19 protein-coding genes are annotated in these 20,366 nt (G+C 63.7%); 10 read left to right on the top strand and 9 right to left on the bottom strand.

The features are described 5' to 3' along the window. Window positions 1-173: 173 nt before the first annotated feature. Complete coding sequence (locus EOA78_RS11220; RefSeq protein ID WP_127315223.1) at window positions 174-986, bottom strand: LuxR C-terminal-related transcriptional regulator; 813 nt, start codon at window positions 984-986, stop codon at window positions 174-176. A 113-nt stretch (window positions 987-1,099) separates the two neighbouring features. Between EOA78_RS11220 and EOA78_RS11215 the strand changes: the two genes are divergently transcribed. The 5 genes from EOA78_RS11215 to EOA78_RS11195 all read left to right on the top strand — a co-directional run bounded on the left by EOA78_RS11215 (window position 1,100) and on the right by EOA78_RS11195 (window position 5,904). Continuing rightward, the gene (locus EOA78_RS11215; RefSeq protein ID WP_127315222.1) at window positions 1,100-2,236 is read left to right on the top strand and encodes an ABC transporter ATP-binding protein; all 1,137 of its coding nucleotides are present in this window, start codon (window positions 1,100-1,102) and stop codon (window positions 2,234-2,236) included. Further along, window positions 2,217-3,380 (top strand): spermidine/putrescine ABC transporter substrate-binding protein, encoded by a 1,164-nt coding sequence (locus EOA78_RS11210; protein ID WP_127315221.1) that lies wholly within the window; start codon window positions 2,217-2,219, stop codon window positions 3,378-3,380. Before EOA78_RS11215 ends, EOA78_RS11210 begins: the two co-directional genes overlap by 20 nt. 76 nt (window positions 3,381-3,456) lie before the next feature. Beyond that, window positions 3,457-4,320: an ABC transporter permease gene (locus tag EOA78_RS11205; RefSeq protein ID WP_127315220.1), complete on the top strand. Its 864-nt coding sequence runs from the start codon at window positions 3,457-3,459 to the stop codon at window positions 4,318-4,320. After that, a complete protein-coding gene (locus tag EOA78_RS11200; protein WP_127315219.1) occupies window positions 4,320-5,132 on the top strand; it encodes an ABC transporter permease in 813 nt (270 codons plus the stop codon). Before EOA78_RS11205 ends, EOA78_RS11200 begins: the two co-directional genes overlap by 1 nt. 10 nt (window positions 5,133-5,142) lie before the next feature. Next, window positions 5,143-5,904 carry a glucose 1-dehydrogenase gene (locus tag EOA78_RS11195; RefSeq protein WP_127315218.1) on the top strand — a complete coding sequence of 254 codons (762 nt, stop codon included), beginning with the start codon at window positions 5,143-5,145 and terminating at the stop codon, window positions 5,902-5,904. Window positions 5,905-5,920: 16 nt separating this feature from the next. Here EOA78_RS11195 and EOA78_RS11190 read toward each other — a convergent pair whose 3' ends face one another. From EOA78_RS11190 to EOA78_RS11155, 8 genes are all read right to left on the bottom strand, one after another. Further along, window positions 5,921-7,429 carry an aldehyde dehydrogenase family protein gene (locus EOA78_RS11190; protein ID WP_127315217.1) on the bottom strand — a complete coding sequence of 503 codons (1,509 nt, stop codon included), beginning with the start codon at window positions 7,427-7,429 and terminating at the stop codon, window positions 5,921-5,923. Window positions 7,430-7,448: 19 nt separating this feature from the next. Continuing rightward, window positions 7,449-7,793, bottom strand: coding sequence for a cupin domain-containing protein (locus tag EOA78_RS11185; RefSeq protein WP_127315216.1), 345 nt, complete (start codon window positions 7,791-7,793; stop codon window positions 7,449-7,451). Between the two features lie 24 nt (window positions 7,794-7,817). Beyond that, window positions 7,818-8,168: a cupin domain-containing protein gene (locus tag EOA78_RS11180; protein WP_127315215.1), complete on the bottom strand. Its 351-nt coding sequence runs from the start codon at window positions 8,166-8,168 to the stop codon at window positions 7,818-7,820. 114 nt (window positions 8,169-8,282) lie between these two features. Next, a complete protein-coding gene (locus tag EOA78_RS11175; RefSeq protein WP_127315214.1) occupies window positions 8,283-9,557 on the bottom strand; it encodes a glycosyltransferase in 1,275 nt (424 codons plus the stop codon). 17 nt (window positions 9,558-9,574) lie between these two features. Continuing rightward, on the bottom strand, window positions 9,575-10,648 hold the full coding sequence (locus EOA78_RS11170; protein ID WP_127315213.1) for an ABC transporter ATP-binding protein: 1,074 nt from the start codon (window positions 10,646-10,648) through the stop codon (window positions 9,575-9,577). Then, window positions 10,645-11,436 carry an ABC transporter permease gene (locus EOA78_RS11165; protein WP_127315212.1) on the bottom strand — a complete coding sequence of 264 codons (792 nt, stop codon included), beginning with the start codon at window positions 11,434-11,436 and terminating at the stop codon, window positions 10,645-10,647. Before EOA78_RS11165 ends, EOA78_RS11170 begins: the two co-directional genes overlap by 4 nt. A gap of 183 nt (window positions 11,437-11,619) precedes the next feature. Further along, on the bottom strand, window positions 11,620-12,462 hold the full coding sequence (locus EOA78_RS11160) for an ABC transporter permease (protein ID WP_127288581.1): 843 nt from the start codon (window positions 12,460-12,462) through the stop codon (window positions 11,620-11,622). Window positions 12,463-12,834: 372 nt separating this feature from the next. Beyond that, window positions 12,835-13,899 (bottom strand): spermidine/putrescine ABC transporter substrate-binding protein, encoded by a 1,065-nt coding sequence (locus EOA78_RS11155; protein ID WP_127315211.1) that lies wholly within the window; start codon window positions 13,897-13,899, stop codon window positions 12,835-12,837. Between the two features lie 238 nt (window positions 13,900-14,137). On the opposite strand from EOA78_RS11155, the gene EOA78_RS11150 reads away from it, so the two are divergent. From EOA78_RS11150 to pcaF, 5 genes are read left to right on the top strand one after another with little or no spacing between them, the layout of a single operon-like run. Then, entirely contained in the window at window positions 14,138-15,088 is a 951-nt protein-coding gene (locus tag EOA78_RS11150; RefSeq protein WP_127315210.1) for a GntR family transcriptional regulator, read from the top strand. Further along, the gene (locus EOA78_RS11145; protein WP_127315209.1) at window positions 15,088-16,371 is read left to right on the top strand and encodes a glycosyltransferase; all 1,284 of its coding nucleotides are present in this window, start codon (window positions 15,088-15,090) and stop codon (window positions 16,369-16,371) included. The genes EOA78_RS11150 and EOA78_RS11145 overlap by 1 nt, the downstream gene beginning before the upstream one ends. Window positions 16,372-16,408: 37 nt before the next feature. Next, window positions 16,409-17,761, top strand: coding sequence for a glutamine synthetase family protein (locus tag EOA78_RS11140; RefSeq protein WP_245477471.1), 1,353 nt, complete (start codon window positions 16,409-16,411; stop codon window positions 17,759-17,761). Window positions 17,762-17,764: 3 nt separating this feature from the next. Then, window positions 17,765-19,051 (top strand): FAD-binding oxidoreductase, encoded by a 1,287-nt coding sequence (locus tag EOA78_RS11135; RefSeq protein ID WP_127315207.1) that lies wholly within the window; start codon window positions 17,765-17,767, stop codon window positions 19,049-19,051. 48 nt (window positions 19,052-19,099) lie between these two features. Further along, window positions 19,100-20,305: a 3-oxoadipyl-CoA thiolase gene (gene pcaF / locus EOA78_RS11130; protein WP_127315206.1), complete on the top strand. Its 1,206-nt coding sequence runs from the start codon at window positions 19,100-19,102 to the stop codon at window positions 20,303-20,305. Window positions 20,306-20,366: the final 61 nt, after the last annotated feature.

Here is a 20,366-nt window from a genome sequence, read left to right as displayed (position 1 = left end):
CTGGGCGGGCCTCGAAGGACTCGACAAGATCATCGGACGGCTGGACCACTGGCACGAGCGGACCGGCAAGGATGTTTTCAAGCCGGCGCCGCTGCTCAGACAGATGGCTGAAACCGGCGCCTGGGAAGGCGTCGCCAGCTGAACTGAGCGAGGCCATTTTCGAAAATCGTGGACTACCGAATCCGCGCGTCCATGATCTCGACAAAACGCGCGAAAAGACCAGCCTGCGATTTGATCTTGAGCTTGCGATAGATGTTGCGGCGGTGGACCTTTACGGTTCCCGGTACGATGCGCATCGCCCTGGCTATCGATTCCGTCGAATGCCCCTGAAGCACCAGATCGACGACATGCTTTTCGCGCGGTGTGAGCGAAAGGCTCTTCCAGATATGAGCACGTTCGAACTCGTTGACCGGCGCAATCGCCTCGTCCTGCTTCGTCTCTGCCGGTTCGTCGGCCGGAAGGGCCGGCCAGCGCAGCCTTGCGAAACCGATCACCGCCGGCGCCATGTCGCGCAGCAATCTGGCATCGGCGGTTCCGAAGGGTCCCGAAGCATGCAGTCGCATCAGCGAGACCACCAGCGCGTCCTTTCCCGGCAGCGGCACGAAGAAACCGACCTCTTCGGCCAGTTTGGTCTGGCTATAGTAGGAGCGGTAATATTCGCTGGCATAGAAGCGGTCCGGCGCCAGCTCGCGCATGCGCCAAAAACCTTCCTTGCGCTCGACCGCCGCGTGGTGGAACGGGTCGAGCAGATAAGGCCCCTCCTGATAGAGCGCGACGAAGACGTGGCTTTCGGTTGGGGAGAACGTCTCGAACAGCAGCGGCGGGCGCGAGGCGCCGCGATAGCCGAAGATCACACAGTGATCGAAGCTGACATGCCGCCGGAGCCAGGTGACCATCGCCTTGCCGAAAAGCTCGCCGCTCGTCTCCCGTGTCGCGGCGATGAGCGCAGCGAGCTGATTGTATTCGTCGCCGCGCGATCCGCTCAATTTATACCCCTTTAAACGAGAAAATAGACCGAATATACCACCTGCGAGGTATATACTAGTCACCGTTGGCTCTGATAGCGTTTCGAGATTGTCTTGTTGCTGGAGCCGCAGCTTTGACCGCAGTACCCGATATCGAGTTTCGCGGGGTCACCAAACGCTACGGAAGCGTCACTGCGGTCAGCGGCATCGATCTTGCCATCCCGCCGTCTGCCTTTGTCGCTCTGCTCGGGCCGTCCGGCTGCGGCAAGACAACCTGCCTGCGCATGATCGGCGGCTTCGAACAGCCAAGCGAAGGTGCAGTCTTCATCCGTGGCAGCAACATGGCCGGCACGCCGCCGTACCGGCGGCCGGTCAACATGGTGTTCCAGCAATATGCGCTGTTTCCGCATCTGGATGTCGAGGACAACATCGCCTACGGGCTACGCCAGGCGCGGCCGCGGCTATCGTCACGGGAGATCAGCCTGAGGGCAGGCGAGGCGCTCGCCATGGTGCGGCTTGCCGGCTACGGCCGCCGTAAGATCCACGAGCTTTCCGGCGGCCAGCAGCAGCGTGTCGCCCTGGCGCGCGCGCTGGTCAACAAGCCGGCGGTGCTGCTGCTCGACGAGCCCCTGGCGGCGCTCGACAAGAAGCTGCGCACCGACATGCAGATAGAGTTGCAGAACCTGCAGCGCGAGATCGGCATCACCTTCGTCCTTGTCACGCACGACCAGGAAGAAGCCCTGTCGATGAGCGATTTCGTCTGCGTCATGAATGGCGGGCGCATCGTCCAGCTCGGACAGCCCAGCGAAATCTATGACGAGCCCGCCGACCTGTTCGTCGCCGACTTCGTCGGCAAGACCAATCTCTTGAGCGGCAAGGTCGCCGGACACTCGGGCAACCTCGTCGAGGTAGCGCTTGCCGACGGTACCGTCATAGCCGCGCGCAAGCGGACTTCGCTGCGGCAGGACGAAGCCGTTGCGGTTAGCCTGCGTCCTGAATCTTTAAGCCTCGGCGCGCCGGGAAGTGGCCGGCTCAACGGCATTATCCGCAACCGGATCTTTCTGGGCTCGACCGCGGAATATGCGATCGAGGTCGGGGGTATCGGAACGCTGCTCGCCAAGGCCGATCACCTGATCGGCAGTAAAAATCTCTTCAAGCCGGGTGAACCCGTCGCCATCGGCTTTACAGCCGGAACGCCGCTCGCGTTTCCGGACCCCAAGAACAACGGGACCAACCAGAGGGAAAACAAACATGTCGAACTCATATCGTGACGGACTGCCGATAAGGCCCGAAAAATTCGTCGATCAATTGATGCGCCTCAAGCGCGGTTCCATCGGCCGCCGCGACTTCCTTGGCCTCACCGGTCTTGGCATCGCAACGGCGGTGATGGCCCGCGAGCTCGGCATTATGCCCTCGCCGGCCTTCGCCCAAGAGGGTCTTGGCGACCGCATGTCGATCGCCACCTGGCCCAATTACCACGACCCGGCGACGTTCGAGAATTTCAAGGCCGATACGGGCGTCGCCGTCGAGGTCAATGTGTTCGGGTCAAACGAGGAGATGCTGGCCAAGCTCCAGGCCGGCGCTTCTGGCTGGAGCCTTTTTGTGCCGACCAACTACACGATCTCCACCTATAAGAAGCTCGACATCATCGAAGCGCTCGACATGGCCAAGCTCGCCAATTTCGACGGCTCGCAACAAGACCCACGCTTCACCGGGGAAGGCACGATCGACGGCGTGGCCTACGCAGTGCCGAAGAATTGGGGCACCACCGGATTTGCCGTCAACACCAAGAAGCTCACCAAGCCGATGACGAGCTGGAAGGAATTCTGGGACACGGCGATGGCGGAGGGTGACGGCCGGACCATGGTTCATGATTACCAGCTCACCACGATCGGCAATGCGCTGAAATATTTCGGCTTCTCGTTCAACTCGCTGAAGCAGGACGAACTCGCCAAGGCGGAGGAATTGCTGCTGAAGGTCAAGCCGCATCTGTTCGCGGTTTCCAGCGATTATCAGCCGTCGATGCGTGCCGGCGACGCCTGGATGACGATGTGCTGGACCAATGACGGGGCGCAGCTTCACCGCGACATTCCCGAGATCGCCTATGTGCTTGGCAAGGAGGGCGGCGAGATCTGGACCGACTTCTACGCCATTCCGAAAGATGCGCCCAACAAGCCCGCCGGCTATGCCCTGCTCAACTACCTGATGGACCCGAAAGTAGCGGTCAAGGAGCACCTGGCCAACGGTGCGCCTTCCACCGATGCGCGGGTCAATGCGCTGCTGCCCAAGGAGGTGCTGGACAATCCGATCCTCTACCCGGCGGCGGAACTGCTGAAGCCGCTGGAATTCGGTGCTGCCGCGACGCTGACCGATCCGGGCCGGGCCGAACTGATGGCCCGCTTCAAGTCGGCTTGAACCGGGCGGGCCATAGGTCCGATGCAGGCAACTCACCCGGCGGGCAGATGTCCGCCGGCAGCGGGGCGGTTTTTCAATGCGCAGCAATGTCCTTCGTCACAATCTCCTGACCGCTCTGCTGCTCGGTCCAGCAACCGCATGGCTGGTGGTGTTTCTGGTCTTGCCGTTCGTCGCGATCGCCGTTTTCAGCGTTGGCGAGCGGGCGCCGGAAGGCGGCTATCAGGCCGCTTTCACCTTGACGCAATATGCCAATCTTCCGGCGCGGGCGACCGCCTTCTGGAACACAATGGTGCTGGCGCCGGCGGGTGCCTTGGCCTGTCTCCTCGTCGCCTATCCGGTCGCCTATTACCTCGCCTTGCGCGCGCCGGAGCGGTGGCGGCTGATCCTGCTTGCGCTCGTCGTCATCCCGTTCTGGACCAGCCTTCTGATGCGAACCTACGCCTGGATGTATGTGTTGGGCGGGCGCGGCATCCCGGCATTGCTGGCCTATGTCGGGTTCGAAGATGTGCGGCTGATCAACACACCGGGCGCGGTCCTGCTCGGCATCGTCTATGGCTATCTGCCGCTGATGATCCTGCCGATCTATGTCAGCCTCGAGCGGCTCGATCGCCGGCTGCTGGAAGCTTCCGCCGATCTCGGCGCAACCCCGATCTCGACATTCCTTGGCGTGACGCTGCGGCTGTCGCTGCCGGGTGTGATGACCGGCTTCTCGCTGGTCATGATCCTGCTGCTCGGCGAATATCTGATCCCGACGCTGCTCGGCGGCGGCAAGGTCTTCTTCATCGGCAACGCGCTGGTCGACCTGTTCCTGCAATCGCGCAACTGGCCGTTCGGATCGGCGATCGCGATCACGCTGGTTCTGGTATCGGTGGTGGTGCTGCTTGCCGCCAACCGCATTTCGACCCGGCTTTCGGGTGCCCGCCGGGTGGACCTGATCTGATGCGCGCCTTCGTCGTTGCGGTCTTTGCCTTCCTATACCTGCCGATCGCGCTGGTGGTGCTGTTCTCCTTCAATGCCGGCCGCCACGCCAGCGAGCTCACCGGTTTTTCGGTGCAATGGTACGGCAAGGCGCTGTCGAACCCGTTCCTGGTCGAAGCGCTGAAGAACAGCCTGTTCATCGCCACCACCAGCGCCTTGCTCGCGGCGCTGTGCGGCACGGCGGCGGCGCTTGGCCTGGCGCGTGTCGGCGTGCGGACACGCGCCGTCTTCGATGCGCTTTTGGGTGCTGCGATCGTCGTTCCGGGCGTCGTCATCGGCATCTCGACGCTGGTCGCGCTCGTCCAGCTATTTGGGGTCGTCAATCCGTTTCTCGCGTCGCTGTGGCCGAACGACCAGCCGCCACGCCTGGCGCTCGGCTACGGGTCGATCATTGCCGCGCACGGCCTGTTTTCCATGGCGCTGGTGGCGATGATCGTCGGCACACGCCTTGGCAGCCTCGACCGCAATCTGGTCGAGGCTTCGAGTGACCTTTATGCCACCCCGCTGACGACCTTCCGCAGCATCGTGTTGCCGCAGATCATGCCGGCGGTAATCGCCGGCTTCCTGCTCGCTTTCACATTCTCCTTCGACGATTTCATCGTCGCCTTCTTCGTCGCCGGCGCACAGACGACATTGCCGATCTATGTCTTTGCCTCGATCCGGCGCGGGGTCACTCCGGAAATCAACGCCATCGCGACGATCGTCCTCGTCGCCTCGGTGCTGCTTGTGGTGCTTGCCCAATGGCAATTGCGCCAACGCAACCCATCAAACTGAAAGCCGCATTATGATTCTGAAAGATCGCATCGCCGTGGTCACGGGCGCCGGGTCGGGCATCGGGCGCGCCGGTGCCATGATCATGGCCAGGGAAGGCGCGGTGGTGGTGATCGCCGACAGGGATCAGGCTGCCGGCGAAGCCACGGCTTTCGAGATCCGTGCCGCCGGCGGCCGGGCCGAGGCGATCGCCACGGATGTCGGCGAGGACGCGGCGGTCGAGCAGCTCATCGCTGGAACGCTGGGCAAACATGGCCGGATCGACATCCTGCACAATCACGCCGGAGTCCAGGTCGGCGGTACGCTGACCGAAGTCGGCGTCGACGGCATGGATGCCTCGTGGCGGATCAATGTGCGGGCGCAGTTCCTCGCTGCCAGGCTCGTCATGCCGTCGATGATCGAACAGGGCGGCGGTGTCATCCTGAATACCGCCTCGAATTCAGGTGTGTTCTACGACCGCGAGATGATCGCCTACGCAACCTCAAAACATGCCGTGGTGGCGATGACTCGGCAGATGTCGCTCGACTATGCCACGCACAATGTCCGCGTCAACGCACTCTGTCCGGGCTGGGTCGATACGCCCTTCAACGAGCCCTTCATCGCCCAGATGGGCGGGCGGGATGCGATCGAACGTTATGTCCGCACCAAGATTCCCATGCAGCGCTGGGCCAGCGCCGAAGAAATAGCCGAAGCGATCCTGTTCCTCGTCTCCGATCGTTCGTCCTTCATGACCGGCCAGGCTTTGGTGATTGACGGCGGCGAGAGCATCGGCTGACCGCAGCCGTTCATACTCATACGTGCTTGCGGCCGCCGGCTTCGCGGAACCAGCTGTCGGGATAGGGATACCACCAGTCCTGGATCGCTGGTTTGTGGTCGATGATCACCATCTTCGAGCGGCGGAAGGCATCCAGCCCCTGGCGTCCAAGTTCGCGGCCGAGGCCCGACGCCTTCCAGCCACCGAACGGCAGTGCGTCATTGTCGATCAACGGATTGTTGACCCAGACCATGCCGGCTTCGAGCCGCTCCGCAGCCTCATGCGCTTCGGCTAGATCGGTGGTGAACACGGAGGCGCCGAGCCCGAACGGGCTGTCGTTGGCGAGCTCTATCGCCTCGTCGAAATCCTTGACCCGGCAGATCGCGGCGACCGGTCCGAAACACTCTTCGCGCACGATCGCCATACCGGGGGTGACGCCGGTCAGGATCGTCGGCTCGTAGAACCAGCCAACATTGTGCGCCGGCGGAATGCGCCCGCCGGTGACCGCCTTGGCACCGCTGCGGATCGCATCGTCGACCAGCCGCATGACTTTCGCCCGCGCTGCCTCGCTGACCAGCGGCCCGATCTCGGTCTTGTCGAGGCCGTTGCCGATGCGCAGCGTCCGTGTCTTCTCGGCAAACAGATCGACAAAGCGATCGTGAACGGAATCGACGACGAAGAACCGTTCGGCCGAAGTGCAGACCTGGCCGGTGAGGTGGAACGCGGCGGTGACGCTGCCGGCCGCCGCCACGTCCAGCGGGGCGTGTTGGCTGATGATCAGCGGATCGCTGCCGCCGGCCTCGATAACGCAAGGCTTCATGCGCTCGGCGCAGGCGACGGCGACGGCCTTGCCGGCGGCGACCGAGCCGGTGAAGGCGACCGCATGGGTACGGTCGGAAGTGATCAGCGCCTGTGCGGTGGCCGCCCCGCCGGGCAGGCAGGAAACCAGGCCCTCCGGCAGTGAGCGGAACACCTTGATATAATCCAGCGTCGACAATGTCGTCGCCTCGGCCGGCTTGATCACGCAGGCATTGCCGGCGGCGAGCGAAGCGGCGACGGTCCAGCACATCAACAGGATCGGAAAGTTGTAGGGCATGATATGCACCGACGTGCCGTAGGGCTCGTAGCGCGCATATTGGAACGAACCGGCCTGTGTCGTGCCGGCGATCTTGCCGGCGTCGTCACGCGCCATTTCGGCGTAGTAGCGGAAGATCGGTGCGCAATTGGCGATCTCGCCGATCGCTTCCGGATAGGGCTTGCCCATCTCGCGCACCATCAGCTCGGCGCAGCGCGTGAAGTCGGCCGCCTCGATCGCGTTGGCGACGGCATGCAGATGCCTGGCGCGGCTCTTGGCGTCGAGCTTCTTCCACGCCGTTTGCGCCTTGGTCGCTGCGGTGAGCACGGCGTCGATCTCGCCATCGGCTGCGGCAGCGATGGCGCCCACGGTTTCCAGCGTCGCCGGATCGATTACTGGTTTTGCCGCACCGGTCATCGGCCGGTAATCCGGATTGACGAAAAAGGTTGGCCGGTCAGCTGAGAATTCCATGGTCTTCCTTTCAACCCGCTCAGCGGATCATGTAGACCTTCTTGATCGTCTCGTGGACAGTGCAAACGCCCTTCCAGTCCTGCGGAAAGAACGCCGCAGTATCTGGTTCGATCTCGATCACCTCGCCGGATTCGTGGACATAGGTGCAGCGTCCCTCGAGGAAATGGCAGAACTCGTCGCGGGTGACATGGCAGTACCATTTGCCTGGGGTGCAGACCCACAGCCCGCATTCGGAGCGGCCCTCCGGTCCCTTGTGCAGCAGCTTGCCGGAGGTGCGGGATTCGCCCTCGATCATGGTGGGGATGACGCCCCAGTCGACCAGGTCGGTGAGGGCGAGCGGCGATTTCATGATCGGTGTCGGCATGTCGTGAAGCTCCAGTGGCTGGCTTCAGGCCAGCATGTAGATGTTGCGAATGGTTTCGTGGACGGTGCACTCGCCCGCCCAGCCGGCCGGGAACATGACCACCGTGGCGGCGGAGACGTCTATCACCTCGCCGTCATCTGATCGGTAGGTCGCGCGGCCGGCAACGAAATGGCACAATTCGTCGCGCGGAATCGCCAGCCGCCAGCGGCCGGGAGTGCAGACCCAGATGCCGGATTCCGGCTGGTTGTTCGGCCCCTTGTGGACCAGCCTGCCGGTCGAGTGCGAAGCACCTTCCAACGCATTGGGCTGGGTGCCCCAGTCGATGAGGTCGGCGCGGGTGGAGGCTTCGTGAAGATGCGGCGCGGAGGAGGTCATGTGGGTGCTCCGTTGGTGCGACGTTTAATCCTGATCTGTCCTCGCTCTACGGCGCCCCCCTCTGTCCTACCGGCCAGAGGGGGGTGCCTTGGCTCGGCACGTCAAACATCGCGCTCACAGAAGTTTCTCCAGCAGTCCCGCCGCTTTCTGCGGGCCGTTCTGCGATTGCATCTGCGCCGATGTCCTAGCCAGTTTGGCCTTGATTGCCGGGTCCGTCAGGCAGGTTTCGATCTTGGCGATCAACTCGGCATCGCTCCAGTCGTAGCGCAGCATGCCGAAGCCGTGGCCAGTCTCCTCGACCCTCGTCGCGTTGTCGTGGCCATCCCAGACGTAGGGCATGATGATCGCCGGCTTGCCGAAGTAGAGACACTCGGTGAACGAGTTGTTGCCACCATGGTGGATCACCGCATCGACCTGCGGGATCACCGAGGGCTGCGGAAACCAGCTCTCGACGATGACGTTTTCGGGCAATTGCGTGTACTGGTCCTTGTATCCCCCGACATTGACCAGCGCCCGGTAGCGCGTCTTGCCCAGCGTCCCGATGATGCGCTTCAGCAGATCGACATCGCCGGCGCCAAGGCTGCCGAAGGAAACGTAGAGCAGCGGCCCGTCATTGTTTTTCGCGAAGGTCGGCACGGTGTAGGGCTTCTCCTGCCGCACGCAGCCTTCCAGATACTGAAATTTTGCCGGGTCGAGCGGATGGCGGCGCTTGAACTTTGCCGCCTCGGGATAGAGCAGCAGGTTGAGATAGGGCGAAGCCTCGAAGAACTGGCCGATCGGATACGGCGCCTCGTTGTTCGCCTTTAGGAACGCGTTGAAGTCGTCATGGATCGGCTTGATGACGGCGTTGAAATGATCGCGGTAGCGCCGATGGCAGGCGTGGTCATTCTCAACGCAGCCGGACAGATGCGGCGGGATGTCCTCGTCCTCGATTTCGTTTTCCGAGCAGGAGATGACGCGCACCCACGGCTTGCCATACTGCTTGATCGCCGGGAACAGGATGACGTTGTCGACGCAGATGACATCCGGCTTGATCGTCGCAAGTACACCAGGCAGGTCCTTCTCAGCCCATTTGGCGCTGTCGACAATCGCCGTCCAGCAATCCTTCACGTAGTTGTCGACCTGGTCGTAGGGCGACTTGCGGAAGTTCGGGATGTGGCCGTTGATGAAGTCTTCCCAGAACTTTGCCATCTGTTCCGGCGGCATCGGCTCGGACAGGTTCACCGGATGAGCTTCGAAGCCGTAGCCCTTGTAGACATCGAGGAAACCAGGGTCCGACAGGAACACCGCTCTGTGGCCGTGCGCCTCGACCGCCTGGGCGATGCCGACCGAATTGAGCGCCGGGCCGTAGGCTGCTTCCGGAAAAAACGCGATCGTCTTCTGAGCCATCAAGCTTCTCCTTCCAATCAATCTGCGAAAATTCTGACATCGGCGGCATCCCAGCCGAGTTCGACCGCATCGCCTGACGAGACCGGGCGCCGGTCGGCGGCGTCGGCGGTGACGCGCACCAGGAACGGCTTTGGCGACAGAGCGGCGCGGACATGCAGCTGCAGGTCGAGCCCGTGATAGGCGAGCGCCTCGACGGTGCCGGCGATCCGGTTGGCTGTCTCTGGCGACGGGAAAAGCCGGATTCGCTCGGGCCGCACTGAAGCGACCGCCGCTGCGCCGGAAGCCAGAGGCGAGGGAACCGTTCCGACGATCCGTGTGCCGTCCGCTGCCATCACCCCGTCGGCGGTGGCCTTGCCCGGCACGAAATTCATCACGCCGATGAAGTCGGCGACGAAACGGTCGGCGGGATGCTCGTAGACCGCATGCGGCGTGTCGCATTGCAGCAGCTTGCCGTCTCTCAGCACCGCCATGCGGTCGGCCATGACAAGCGATTCCTCCTGGTCATGGGTGACGATGACGAAGGTGATGCCGACCTCGTGCTGCAGGCGCTTCAGCTCCAGCTGCATGGCGCCGCGCAATTTCTTGTCGAGCGCGCCGAGCGGCTCGTCGAGCAGCAGCAGCCGCGGCCGCTTGACCAGCGCCCGGGCAAGCGCGACGCGCTGCTTCTGCCCGCCCGACAGTTGCTCCGGCTTGCGGTCGGCGAAGGCGACGAGCTCGGTCGTCGCCAAGATGGCGTCGACACGGGAGCGGATTTCCTTTGCCGGCAAGCGTTCCATTTCGAGGCCATAGGAGACATTGGCCCTGACGCTCATATGCGGAAACAGCGCATAGGACTGGAACATCAGATTGACCGGCCGCTTGTTGGGCGGGGTCCTGGCGATGTCGCGGCCGTCGAGCAGGATGCGACCGTGATTGGGTGTCTCGAAGCCGGCCAGCATGCGCAGCAGCGTGGTCTTGCCGCAGCCCGATGGTCCAAGCAGTGCGAAGAACTCGTTCTCGCGGATGTCGAGCGAGATGCCGTCAACGGCCGTCACCCGGCCGAAATTCTTCGACACCCTGTCGATCGCCAGCAGCGTGCGGGGTGCGCTCATTGGCCGATCACCCCACGGTTGAGCCGCTGCGACAGGCTCAGCGCTGTAATTGAGACCGCCAGGACGATGGCCGCCAATGCGTTGATCTCCGGGGTGATGCCGAAGCGGATCATCGAATAGATCTGCATCGGCAGCGTGGTCGAGGCGCGGCCGGCGCCTGAGGTGAAGAACGCGATGATGAATTCGTCGACCGAAAGGGTGAAGGCGAGCAGTGCGCCGGCGACGACCGCCGGCAGGATGACCGGCAATGTCACCCGCCTGAAGGTAGTGAGTGCGGAAGCGCCGAGATCGGCTGAGGCCTCGACGATCGACCAGTCGAAGCTTTTCAGCCGCGCACGCACCACCGAGCAGACGAAGGCGAGGTTGAAGACGACATGGGCGAGGATGATGGTGTGCAGGCCCAGGGTGAAATCGAGCATTGAGAAGAAGCTGAGCAGCGCGATCGCCAGCACGATGTCGGGTATGATCATCGGCGCGAAGATCAGCGCCTCGAGGCCTCTCCCATACTGTCGGCGCATTTCGACACCGATCGCCAGCAGCGTGCCGAGCAAGGTGGCGATTGCCGTCGAGACGAGCGCCACGATCAGCGTGTTGAGGGCGGCGGATAGGATCGCGGCGTTTCCGGCGAGCGAGGCGTACCATTTCAGCGAAAATCCCGACCAGACGGTCGGCAGCCCGCCTTGATTGAACGACAGCGCCACCAGCACCGCGATCGGAATGTAGAGAAAGGCGAAGACGAGGACGAGAATCGTCCGCAGGCCGAAGATGCGGGCTGGAGATGAAGTCATGGCCGACGTCCGATGGTCTGGAGGTGGGCGAGCGGCCAGCGTCCTGCTCCCCGTTCAGGGGGAGAAGATGCCGGCAGGCAGATGAGGGGCAGCACCCAACAGGGCAGAAGATCGCGCCGCCCCTCATCCGCCTTTTCGGGGCACCTTCTCCCCCTGAACGGGGAGAAGGAAAGGAGGCCGCGCTCAGCCATCGGCGCCTCCCTTCGCTTCGGCGATACGGCCCGCGGCGCGATCCGCAGCCAAAGCCTGCGCCGTCAGCACCAGCAGCATGATGGCGATCAGCGCCATTGCCAGTGCCGCGCCGAAGGGCCAGTCATTGGCTGTCAGGAACTGGTCGTAGACGAGATTGCCGATCATCTGGAAGCGGCCGCCGCCGAGTAGTGCCGGCGTGACGAAATTGCCGATCGACAGCACGAAGACGAAGACAGCGCCGGCGGCGATGCCCGGCACCGTCAGCGGCAGGATGACCCGGCGAAATGTTGTCATGGCCGAAGCGCCGAGGTCGCGTGAGGCCTCGGCGAGCTCCGGATTGAGCCGCGACAGCGGCGCGTAGCAGGCCAGGATGACGAAGGGCAGATAATTGTAAACCAGACCGGCGATGACGGCGCCTTCGGTGTAGAGCATCGACGGCGGCTCGCCGGTGTAGCCGAACCAGCGCAAGAGCTGGGTGATCAGGCCCTCGCGGTTGAGCAGCACGATCCAGGCGTAGGTGCGGATCAGGTAGTTGGACCAGAAAGGCAAGACGGCGAAGAACAGGAATACCGGCTGCCACCGGCGGGGTGCCGCCGCGATCGCATAGGCGGCGGCATAGCCGATCACCACCGCGATCAGGGTTGCCGTGCCGGCGATGCGCGCCGAATTGAGGAAGATGCCGGCATAGAGCGGGTCGAACACCAGCCCGAAATTCTCCAGCGTGAAGGTGTATTCGATGCCGCCATAGATGCCGCGCCGGAAGAAGGCGAGCGCCAGAACCAGCGCGCATGGCACCACCATCAGGGCGGTGAGCCAGGCCAGCGCCGGCGCCATCAGCAAGGAGGAGCGAGAAGGTGTGAACGATCTCATGCCGCACCCCCCTCTGGCCTACCCGCCATCTCAAAGGCATCGAAATCTTGTTTGGACAGGCGCCCGCTCACCCGGATTGCCAACCGCATTGCGAAGAGCAATTCGGGGCAATCCGACCTCTCCCCGAGGGGAGAGGAGGTCGGCGACCTTGGTGTCTGCTTCTTCTCCCCAGCGGGGAGAAGGTGGTCGCGAAGCGGCCGGATGAGGGGGCGCTGCGCCGGAGATTGGCGAGCGACCGAAAACCAGCCAATCCCCCTCTTTGAGGGGGAGATGGCCGGCAGGCCAGAGGGGGGCGTGAAGGAACGCAAGCCTGATTCCAGATGCCGGAGCTGCCGCCTACTGCGCGGCCTTGATCTCGCTGACGATCTTCGAATAGTCGCGCTGGGCGTCGCCGACGTCGCGCAACTGCTCGAACTTGACCAGCTCGGCCACCGGCATGCTCATATTGGGGAACTTGGCGAGGAAATCCGCAGGCAGACTTTCCATAGCCGGCTTGTTCGGCACCTTGTAGTCGATGTTCTGCGCCGCCCAGGCGTGGTTCTTGGCGTCCAGCATGAAGTTGATGAACTGGAAGGCGGCGTCCTTGTTGGCCGAAGCCTTCATCACCACCATCGTGTCGACCCACAGATCCGAGCCCTCTTTGGGGATGACGTATTTGATCTCAGGCTTCTCGGCGATGCCGTAATTGCACCAGCCGTCCCATGCCTGCACCAACAACGCCTCGCCGGAGACCAGCTTCGAGTAGAAGGTGGTGTCGTCATAGGCGAGCAAGGTCTTCTTGGCCGAGATCAGCAGGTCCTTGACCTCGGCGAGCTTGGCCGGATCGGTCTCGTTGACCGAATAGCCCTTGGCGAGCTGGCCGGCGGCAAGCAGCCAGCGGTCGGTCGCCAGCATGGTAGTCTTGCCCTTGAGGTCGTCGGAGGGGGCGAGAAGATCGTTCCAGCTGGCCGGCTCGGTCTTGACCAGATCCGAGCGGTAGCAGAGGCCGGTGGTGCCCCAAGTGTAAGGCACGGAAAAATTGTTGCCGGCATCGTGCGGCAGCTTCGCCGCCTCGGGATAGAGATTGGCAAGGTTGGGGACCTTCGCGTGGTCGATCGCCTCGATCAGGCCGAGCTTGTTCAGCACTTCGGCAAAGGGCGAGGAGACGAAGACCACGTCATAGCCCTTGCCTCCCGAAGCGACGAGCTTGCCCATGATCTCCTCATTGGTGGCGTGAACCACGACTTCGCCGGAAACGCCGGTTGCGGCCTTGAAGGCGGCCATGGCATCCGGCGCCATGTAGCCGTCCCAGTTGGAAATGACGAGGTCGGCGGCGGCCGCCGGCGCCGACAGCGCCAGGGCGAGACCAAGCGCGACCGAAGATATCTTTAACGGATGTCGCAGGCGGGTTGAGGCGGTCATGACAGACTCCCATTCTGGTTGATCGTCGAATTCAATCAATTGTCGGACCAGCGCTCGCGACCATGCCGCCGCTTCGATCCTGTTCCCCGGTCTTTTTTGTTGCCGATTGACCTCACAGTACTATTGCAGAAAAAAGTACGTCAATCCATAATTTGGCACGCCGTTGCGAAATCGCCGAACGCGCCTGTAAGGGCGATCGGTCAAACCGTAGCGGTCAAGCCGTTCATGAGAAATCGCCATGCAAGCCGCCGCCAGACGACCGCGCACCAACCATCTCGATCTCGCTCAGCGCATTCTCGATTTGGCCCGGCAGCGCGGCTTCGAGGCCGGCGCTCATCTCCCGGAACAGCAGATCGCCTCGCTCTGCAACGTCTCTCGAACCCCGGTGCGAGCCGCTTTGCGCCTGCTCACCGAAAAGGGTGTCGTGCGCTGGGAGGCTGAAACGGGCTATCGGCTGGCCGTCGACCTCACCAACCAGGCGACCGTTGCAGCCGACCTGCCGAGCGCCGAGGAAGACGAACTCGCGGAGATGATCCTGCGCGATCGATCGGCACGCCGGCTGGATCAAACGGTGACCATCGGCGCGCTGATGCGGCGCTATGGTGCCGAACGAAAGACGGTACTAAAATCGCTAAAGAAACTGACGGAGGAAAATCTTCTGGACCGTGCACCGGGGCAGGCCTGGCTGTTCAGGCGGGCGCCTGACGATCCGGAGGCACAAGGGGAAAGCTATGAGTTCCGCCTGCTGCTGGAACCCGCCGCCATTCTGGCGCCCGGCTTTCGGCTGGACGGGACGCGCGCGGCAGCCTTGCGCCAGGGGATGGAAACGCTGCTGGGGCTGCCCGATGCCGGGTTCGATATCAGAGAGTTCCAGCGGCTGGACATCGATTTTCACGGCATGATCGCCGACGGCGCCGCCAACCGGTTCGTCACCGAAGCGCTGTCCGACCATCTCAGGCTGCGCCGGCTGCCGGGGACCTATGCCGGCGTCAACGTCTTCCGGCTGAAGCAATCGCTGCGCGAGCACCTGACCATACTCGACCAATTGGAAAGCCGGCAGTATGAGGTTGCAGCCGATCTGCTTCGCGTACACCTGCGGCTCTCCCGCAGCCAGCGGCCGCAGGCGGCCAGTCGCGGGGCCCCCGCATTGTTCGGCATGATCAGCCGGCCGGACTCACGAGGACCGTAGTGACGCGCAAAGCCAGCCCGACCATCGCGCTGTTTCCCGAAGCGAGCTTCGGCGCCGCGCTCAATTGCGTCGGTATCGCGCAAGCCTTGCGCGCCCGTGGCGCCCGGCCGGTGTTCATCTGTCACGCCGGCTTTTCCGGCGTGTTCGCCGACTATGGTTTTCAGGAATACCAGTTGCCGACCGGCGAGCCGCTGACCGACAGCGAGCGCCAGAGCTACTGGCAAGCTTTCGTGCGCCGGCATCTGCCGCATTTCAGGCTGAGCCCGATCGACCAGCTCGAAACCTACGTCGCCCCGACCTGGGAAGCGATCGTCGATACCGCGGTCAATGCCGAGGCGCCGCTGCGCCATTTGCTGGCCCGGCTGAAGCCGGACGCCGTGGTGCTCGACAACGTCATCATGTTTCCGGCGCTGGCTGCCGCCGGCGGCCCGTGGGTGCGCGTCGTCTCCTGCGCCGAAACCGAGCTTCCCGACGCCAATGTACCACCCTATCTGTCCGGCCTCGCCGCCGACGACCCGAGCCGCGCGGCCTTCGAGGCGCGCTATCTGGCAGCGGTCGCTCCGGCGCATGACCGGTTCAACCGGCTTCGGATCGACGCCGGTCTTGCGCCCTTGCCGAAGGGTCTTTTTCTCGAAGCTTCGCCAGATCTCAATTTGCTGCTGACCCCAACGATCGTGCGCAGGGAGCGGGCCAAGCAGCTCGACCCGGCCCGCTTCGTCTATCTCGAAGGCTGCGTTCGTTCGGAAGGGCCGTTCGACCTGCCGGTCTTTCCGCGCAATGACGGGCCGCTGGTCTATCTCAGCTTCGGCAGCCTGGGCGCCATGGATGTCGGCCTGATCGAGCGCATGCTCGCCGTGTTCGACCGGCTTCCGGCCCGGTTCATCGTCAATGTCGGCGGTCTGCGCGACACCTATCGCGCGGTTCCGGACAATGTCTATCTCGACGCCTGGTTTCCGCAGCCGTCGGTCGTCGCGAAATCCGATCTCTTCATCCATCACGGCGGCAACAACAGCTTTTGCGAAGCGCTGCGTTTCGGCGTGCCGTCGCTGATCATGCCCTATTGCTGGGACGGGCATGACAATGCGCAACGCGCCGAGGAAACCGGCGTTGGCCGCCACATCGGCCGCGATGGCTGGAGCGACGACGAACTGGAAAACGCCATTCTTGGCCTAATGGCCGACAGCGAGATGCGCTTTCGTCTCAAGGAGAATGCGGCCACCATGGCACGGGCGCCGGGAACCGAAATCGCCGCCGAAGCCATTCTCGCCCTCGTAAGGACGTGACCTGATGCTCAACGCCACGACAACGGATGCACCGCAAATGACCCCGACGGACGATCCGAAGGGATGGCTGGAGCAGAAGGGGATCAGGGCAGTCGAGTGCCTGGTGCCGGATGTGAACGGCGTGTTGCGCGGCAAGACCTTGCCGACGGCCAAGTTCCTGAAGTCGCTCGAAGACCGCGCGCTCTACCTGCCGAGCAGCGCCTTCCTGGTCTGCATCGACGGCCGCTATTCCGGTTCCAACGACGAGGGCTTCGGCTACCAGGACCCCGACATGCGGATGGTGCCGGACGTTGCGACGCTCTGCCTGGCACCCGGTGCCGAAGCAGGCAAGGCCTATGTCTTTGCCGATGCGTTTCACATGGACGACCGGCCGTGGATGGCCTCGCCACGTCATGTCTTGAGGGCCGTGCTCGATCTCTACCGCCAGCGCGGCTGGCGGGCAGTGGTGGCTCCGGAGCTCGAATTCTACCTGACCGCGCCTAATCCCGATCCCGATCGGCCGTTGAGCGCACCGGTCGGGCGCAATGGCCGTTCCGAAACCGTGCAGCACCCCTATGACATGGCGGCGCTGGAGGAATTCGAGCCAGTGATCCGGCGCCTCTACGACTATGCCGCCGCGGCCGGGCTGCCGCTCGATACGCTGATCCATGAATCGGGCACGGCGCAGCTCGAGATCAATTTCCTGCATGGCGACGCGCTACCGCTGGCCGACAAGGTGCTGCTGTTCAAGCGGATGACGCGCCACGCCGCGCAGGAATATGGCATGCACGCGACCTTCATGGCCAAGCCGATCGCCGCACAGTCCGGCAGCTCCATGCATCTCCATATGTCGGTCATCGACGAGGCCGGGAACACGCTGTTTGCCGGGCGTGACGAGGACGATACCGAGATGTTCGGGCATTTCATCGGCGGCCTGCAGAAATACATTCCGGAGGTGATGCCGCTGTTTGCGCCGAACGTGAATTCGTTCCGCCGCATCCGGCCGAACCACAGCGCCCCGGCCAACATCGAGTGGTCGCACGACAACCGCTCCTGCGGCCTGCGCGTGCCGGCTGGCGGGCGGGCCGCGCGGCGGGTGGAAAACCGGCTGCCCGGCGCCGATTCCAATCCCTATCTGGCGATGGCCGGCTCGCTGCTCTGCGGCTATCTCGGCGTCGAAGAAAAGCTCTCGCGCTCGCCAGAGGCATCGGGCAATGCCTATCGCAGCAAGAGCACCCTGCCGAAAACCATGGAGGAGGCGCTCGACCGTTTCGCTGCCTGCAGTCCGGTTCGGGAATTGCTCGGCGAGGATTTCTTCCAGACCTATCTGCGCGTCAAGAGCGTCGAGCTTGACCTGTTCCAAAGCGTCGTCACCAGCTGGGAACGCGACCACCTGCTGCTCAAGGTTTGATGGATGGGCTTCAACTCCGGCCTGGATATCGGCAAATCCTACTATGTCGCGACGGCCAATCCGGCTCCGGAGCATTCGGCGCTGCAAGGCGACATCGACGCCGATCTGGTGGTGGTCGGCGGCGGCTGCACCGGGCTGTCCGCAGCCCTTCATGCCGCCGAGCGCGGGCTGAAGGTGGTGCTCCTCGAAGGCGGCAAGATCGGCTGGGGGGCGTCCGGGCGCAATGGCGGCCAGATAATCCCCGGCCTGCGCAAGGGCGCCAAGGGTCTGGTCAAGCTTTATGGGCCCGAACGGGCGCGGGCGCTTTTCGATCTCGCCTTCGAGGCGCGCGGACTGGTGCTCGACCTGATCGAGCGCAACGCCATCGATTGCGACCTCCGGCTGACTGGCCACCTCGCCGGTGCGGTCAACAGCTCCGACCTGCGCGACCTCGAAGAAGAGGCTGAGTGCCTTGCCAGCGTGATGAACTTTCATGACGTCGAGATGCTGTCGGCGGCGCAGGCGCGCGGAATGGTGAACACGCCCTATCACGGCGCGATGTACGAAAAGCTCGGCGGCCATATGCATCCGCTGAACTACACGCTGGGTCTTGCCCGCGCCGCGGCAGCGGCAGGCGTCGCCATCCATGAGAATTCGGTGGCGGTGCGGCTGGAGCGGGAACCTGCCATCAGGGTTGCGACGGCCAAGGGCTCGGTCCGGGCCAGGCATGTCGTGCTGGCGGGCGACGCGCTGCTCCAGGGGCTCGAGTCGCGCGTCAACAGCCGCATCATGCCGGTCGGCAACTACATCGTCGCCACCGAGCCGCTGGACGACCCGAGCGACGTCATTCCTAGCAATGTCGCCGTCTCAGACACACGCTTCGTGGTCAACTACTACCGGCTGTCGGCGGACGGTCGCCTGCTGTTCGGCGGCGGCGAGCGCTACACGCCGTCGCCGCCCGCCGACATTGCCGGCTTCGTGCGGCCGCATATGGAAAAGACCTTTCCGCAATTGCGCGGCCGCCGCATCGACCATGCCTGGGGCGGGCTTGTCTCGGTGACGACATCGCGCCTGCCGGATGTCGGCCACTATGGCGAGGTCTATTTTGCGCATGGCTATTCCGGCAAGGGCGTGATCCTGTCGACGCTGTCGGGAAAGCTGCTCGCCGAGGCAATCACGGGCGATACTTCGCGGCTCGATCTGTTTTCGACGCTGAGGCCGTTGCCATTTCCCGGCGGCACCGCCCTGCGCGGTCCGCTTTATGTGCTCGGCATGCTCTGGTACGCCATGCGTGACCGCATCAAGCATTGAGCGCAAGCGAGCGGGGCCGTAGCAGGGAACGCAAAAGAGAGCTGTTAAATGGCCGAGGCCTATATCTGCGACTACATTCGCACGCCGATCGGACGCTTTGGTGGGTCATTGTCTACGATCCGCACCGACGACCTTGGCGCGATCCCCCTGAGAGCATTGGTCGAGCGCAACCCCGGCATCGATTGGGCCGCGATCGATGACGTCGTCTATGGCTGCGCCAATCAGGCCGGCGAGGACAACCGCAATGTCGCGCGCATGGCACTGCTGCTGGCCGGGCTGCCCAAGGAGGCTTCCGGCTCGACCGTCAATCGCCTCTGCGGTTCGGGCATGGATGCCATCATCATCGCCGCACGCGCTATCAAGGCGGGCGAGGCGGAGCTGATGATATCAGGCGGCGTCGAATCGATGAGCCGTGCCCCTTTCGTCATGCCCAAGGCGGAGACGGCCTTCTCCCGCAATGCCGAGATTCACGACACCACCATCGGTTGGCGTTTCGTCAACCCGCTGATGCAGGAGCAGTACGGCATCGATTCGATGCCGGAGACCGGCGAGAATGTCGCGGAAGAGTTCGCCGTCTCCCGCGCGGACCAGGATGCGTTTGCCGTGCGCAGCCAGGACAAGGCGGTGGCCGCGCAGGCCAATGGCCGGCTGGCGAAGGAGATCACTCCCGTAGCGATCCCGCAGCGCAGGGGCGACGCGGTCGTCGTCTCGAAGGACGAGCATCCACGCGCGGGTACGACGATCGAGGCGCTGGCGAAATTGCCGACGCCGTTCCGGCAAGGCGGCACGGTCACGGCCGGCAATGCGTCGGGCGTCAACGATGGTGCCGCGGCGCTGATCGTCGCTTCGGAAGCTGCCGTTAAGAAATATGGGCTGACGCCGATCGCGCGCATCCTCGGCGGTGCGGTCGCCGGCGTGGTGCCGCGCATTATGGGCATCGGCCCCGTGCCGGCGACACAGAAGCTGTGTGCGCGGCTCGGGCTGAAGCCGGCAGATTTCGACGTCATCGAGCTCAACGAAGCCTTTGCCTCCCAAGCCATCGCCGTGCTCCGCCAACTCGGCATTGCCGAGGACGCGGAGCACGTCAACCCGAATGGCGGCGCCATCGCACTCGGCCACCCGCTCGGCATGTCGGGTGCGCGTATATCAGGCACTGCGGCGCTGGAGCTCAGGGAGCGCGGCGGCCGCTATGCGCTCGCCACCATGTGCATCGGCGTTGGCCAAGGCATCGCCGTGGCGCTGGAACGGCAGTAAAACAAGATCGAGCGCCGGCCGCGGTTTGCCACGGCGGGCGGCAGCTGCAGCTCCCCCGACA

Source organism: Mesorhizobium sp. M5C.F.Cr.IN.023.01.1.1, from assembly GCF_003997585.1.
Classification (GTDB): Bacteria; Pseudomonadota; Alphaproteobacteria; order Rhizobiales; family Rhizobiaceae; genus Mesorhizobium; species Mesorhizobium wenxiniae.
This window is presented reverse-complemented; position numbering and strand designations above follow the sequence as displayed.

Coding starts and splice junctions, on each gene's coding strand:
- EOA78_RS11165 (WP_127315212.1), bottom strand. CDS start 11,436: ATGACTTCATCTCCAGCCCGCATCTTCGGCCTGCGGACGATTCTCGTC.
- EOA78_RS11160 (WP_127288581.1), bottom strand. CDS start 12,462: ATGGCGCCGGCGCTGGCCTGGCTCACCGCCCTGATGGTGGTGCCATGC.
- EOA78_RS11195 (WP_127315218.1), top strand. CDS start 5,143: ATGATTCTGAAAGATCGCATCGCCGTGGTCACGGGCGCCGGGTCGGGC.
- EOA78_RS11140 (WP_245477471.1), top strand. CDS start 16,409: ATGACCCCGACGGACGATCCGAAGGGATGGCTGGAGCAGAAGGGGATC.
- EOA78_RS11155 (WP_127315211.1), bottom strand. CDS start 13,899: ATGACCGCCTCAACCCGCCTGCGACATCCGTTAAAGATATCTTCGGTC.
- EOA78_RS11185 (WP_127315216.1), bottom strand. CDS start 7,793: ATGCCGACACCGATCATGAAATCGCCGCTCGCCCTCACCGACCTGGTC.
- EOA78_RS11180 (WP_127315215.1), bottom strand. CDS start 8,168: ATGACCTCCTCCGCGCCGCATCTTCACGAAGCCTCCACCCGCGCCGAC.
- EOA78_RS11200 (WP_127315219.1), top strand. CDS start 4,320: ATGCGCGCCTTCGTCGTTGCGGTCTTTGCCTTCCTATACCTGCCGATC.
- EOA78_RS11210 (WP_127315221.1), top strand. CDS start 2,217: ATGTCGAACTCATATCGTGACGGACTGCCGATAAGGCCCGAAAAATTC.
- EOA78_RS11205 (WP_127315220.1), top strand. CDS start 3,457: ATGCGCAGCAATGTCCTTCGTCACAATCTCCTGACCGCTCTGCTGCTC.
- EOA78_RS11135 (WP_127315207.1), top strand. CDS start 17,765: ATGGGCTTCAACTCCGGCCTGGATATCGGCAAATCCTACTATGTCGCG.
- EOA78_RS11150 (WP_127315210.1), top strand. CDS start 14,138: ATGCAAGCCGCCGCCAGACGACCGCGCACCAACCATCTCGATCTCGCT.
- EOA78_RS11170 (WP_127315213.1), bottom strand. CDS start 10,648: ATGAGCGCACCCCGCACGCTGCTGGCGATCGACAGGGTGTCGAAGAAT.
- EOA78_RS11190 (WP_127315217.1), bottom strand. CDS start 7,429: ATGGAATTCTCAGCTGACCGGCCAACCTTTTTCGTCAATCCGGATTAC.
- EOA78_RS11175 (WP_127315214.1), bottom strand. CDS start 9,557: ATGGCTCAGAAGACGATCGCGTTTTTTCCGGAAGCAGCCTACGGCCCG.
- pcaF (WP_127315206.1), top strand. CDS start 19,100: ATGGCCGAGGCCTATATCTGCGACTACATTCGCACGCCGATCGGACGC.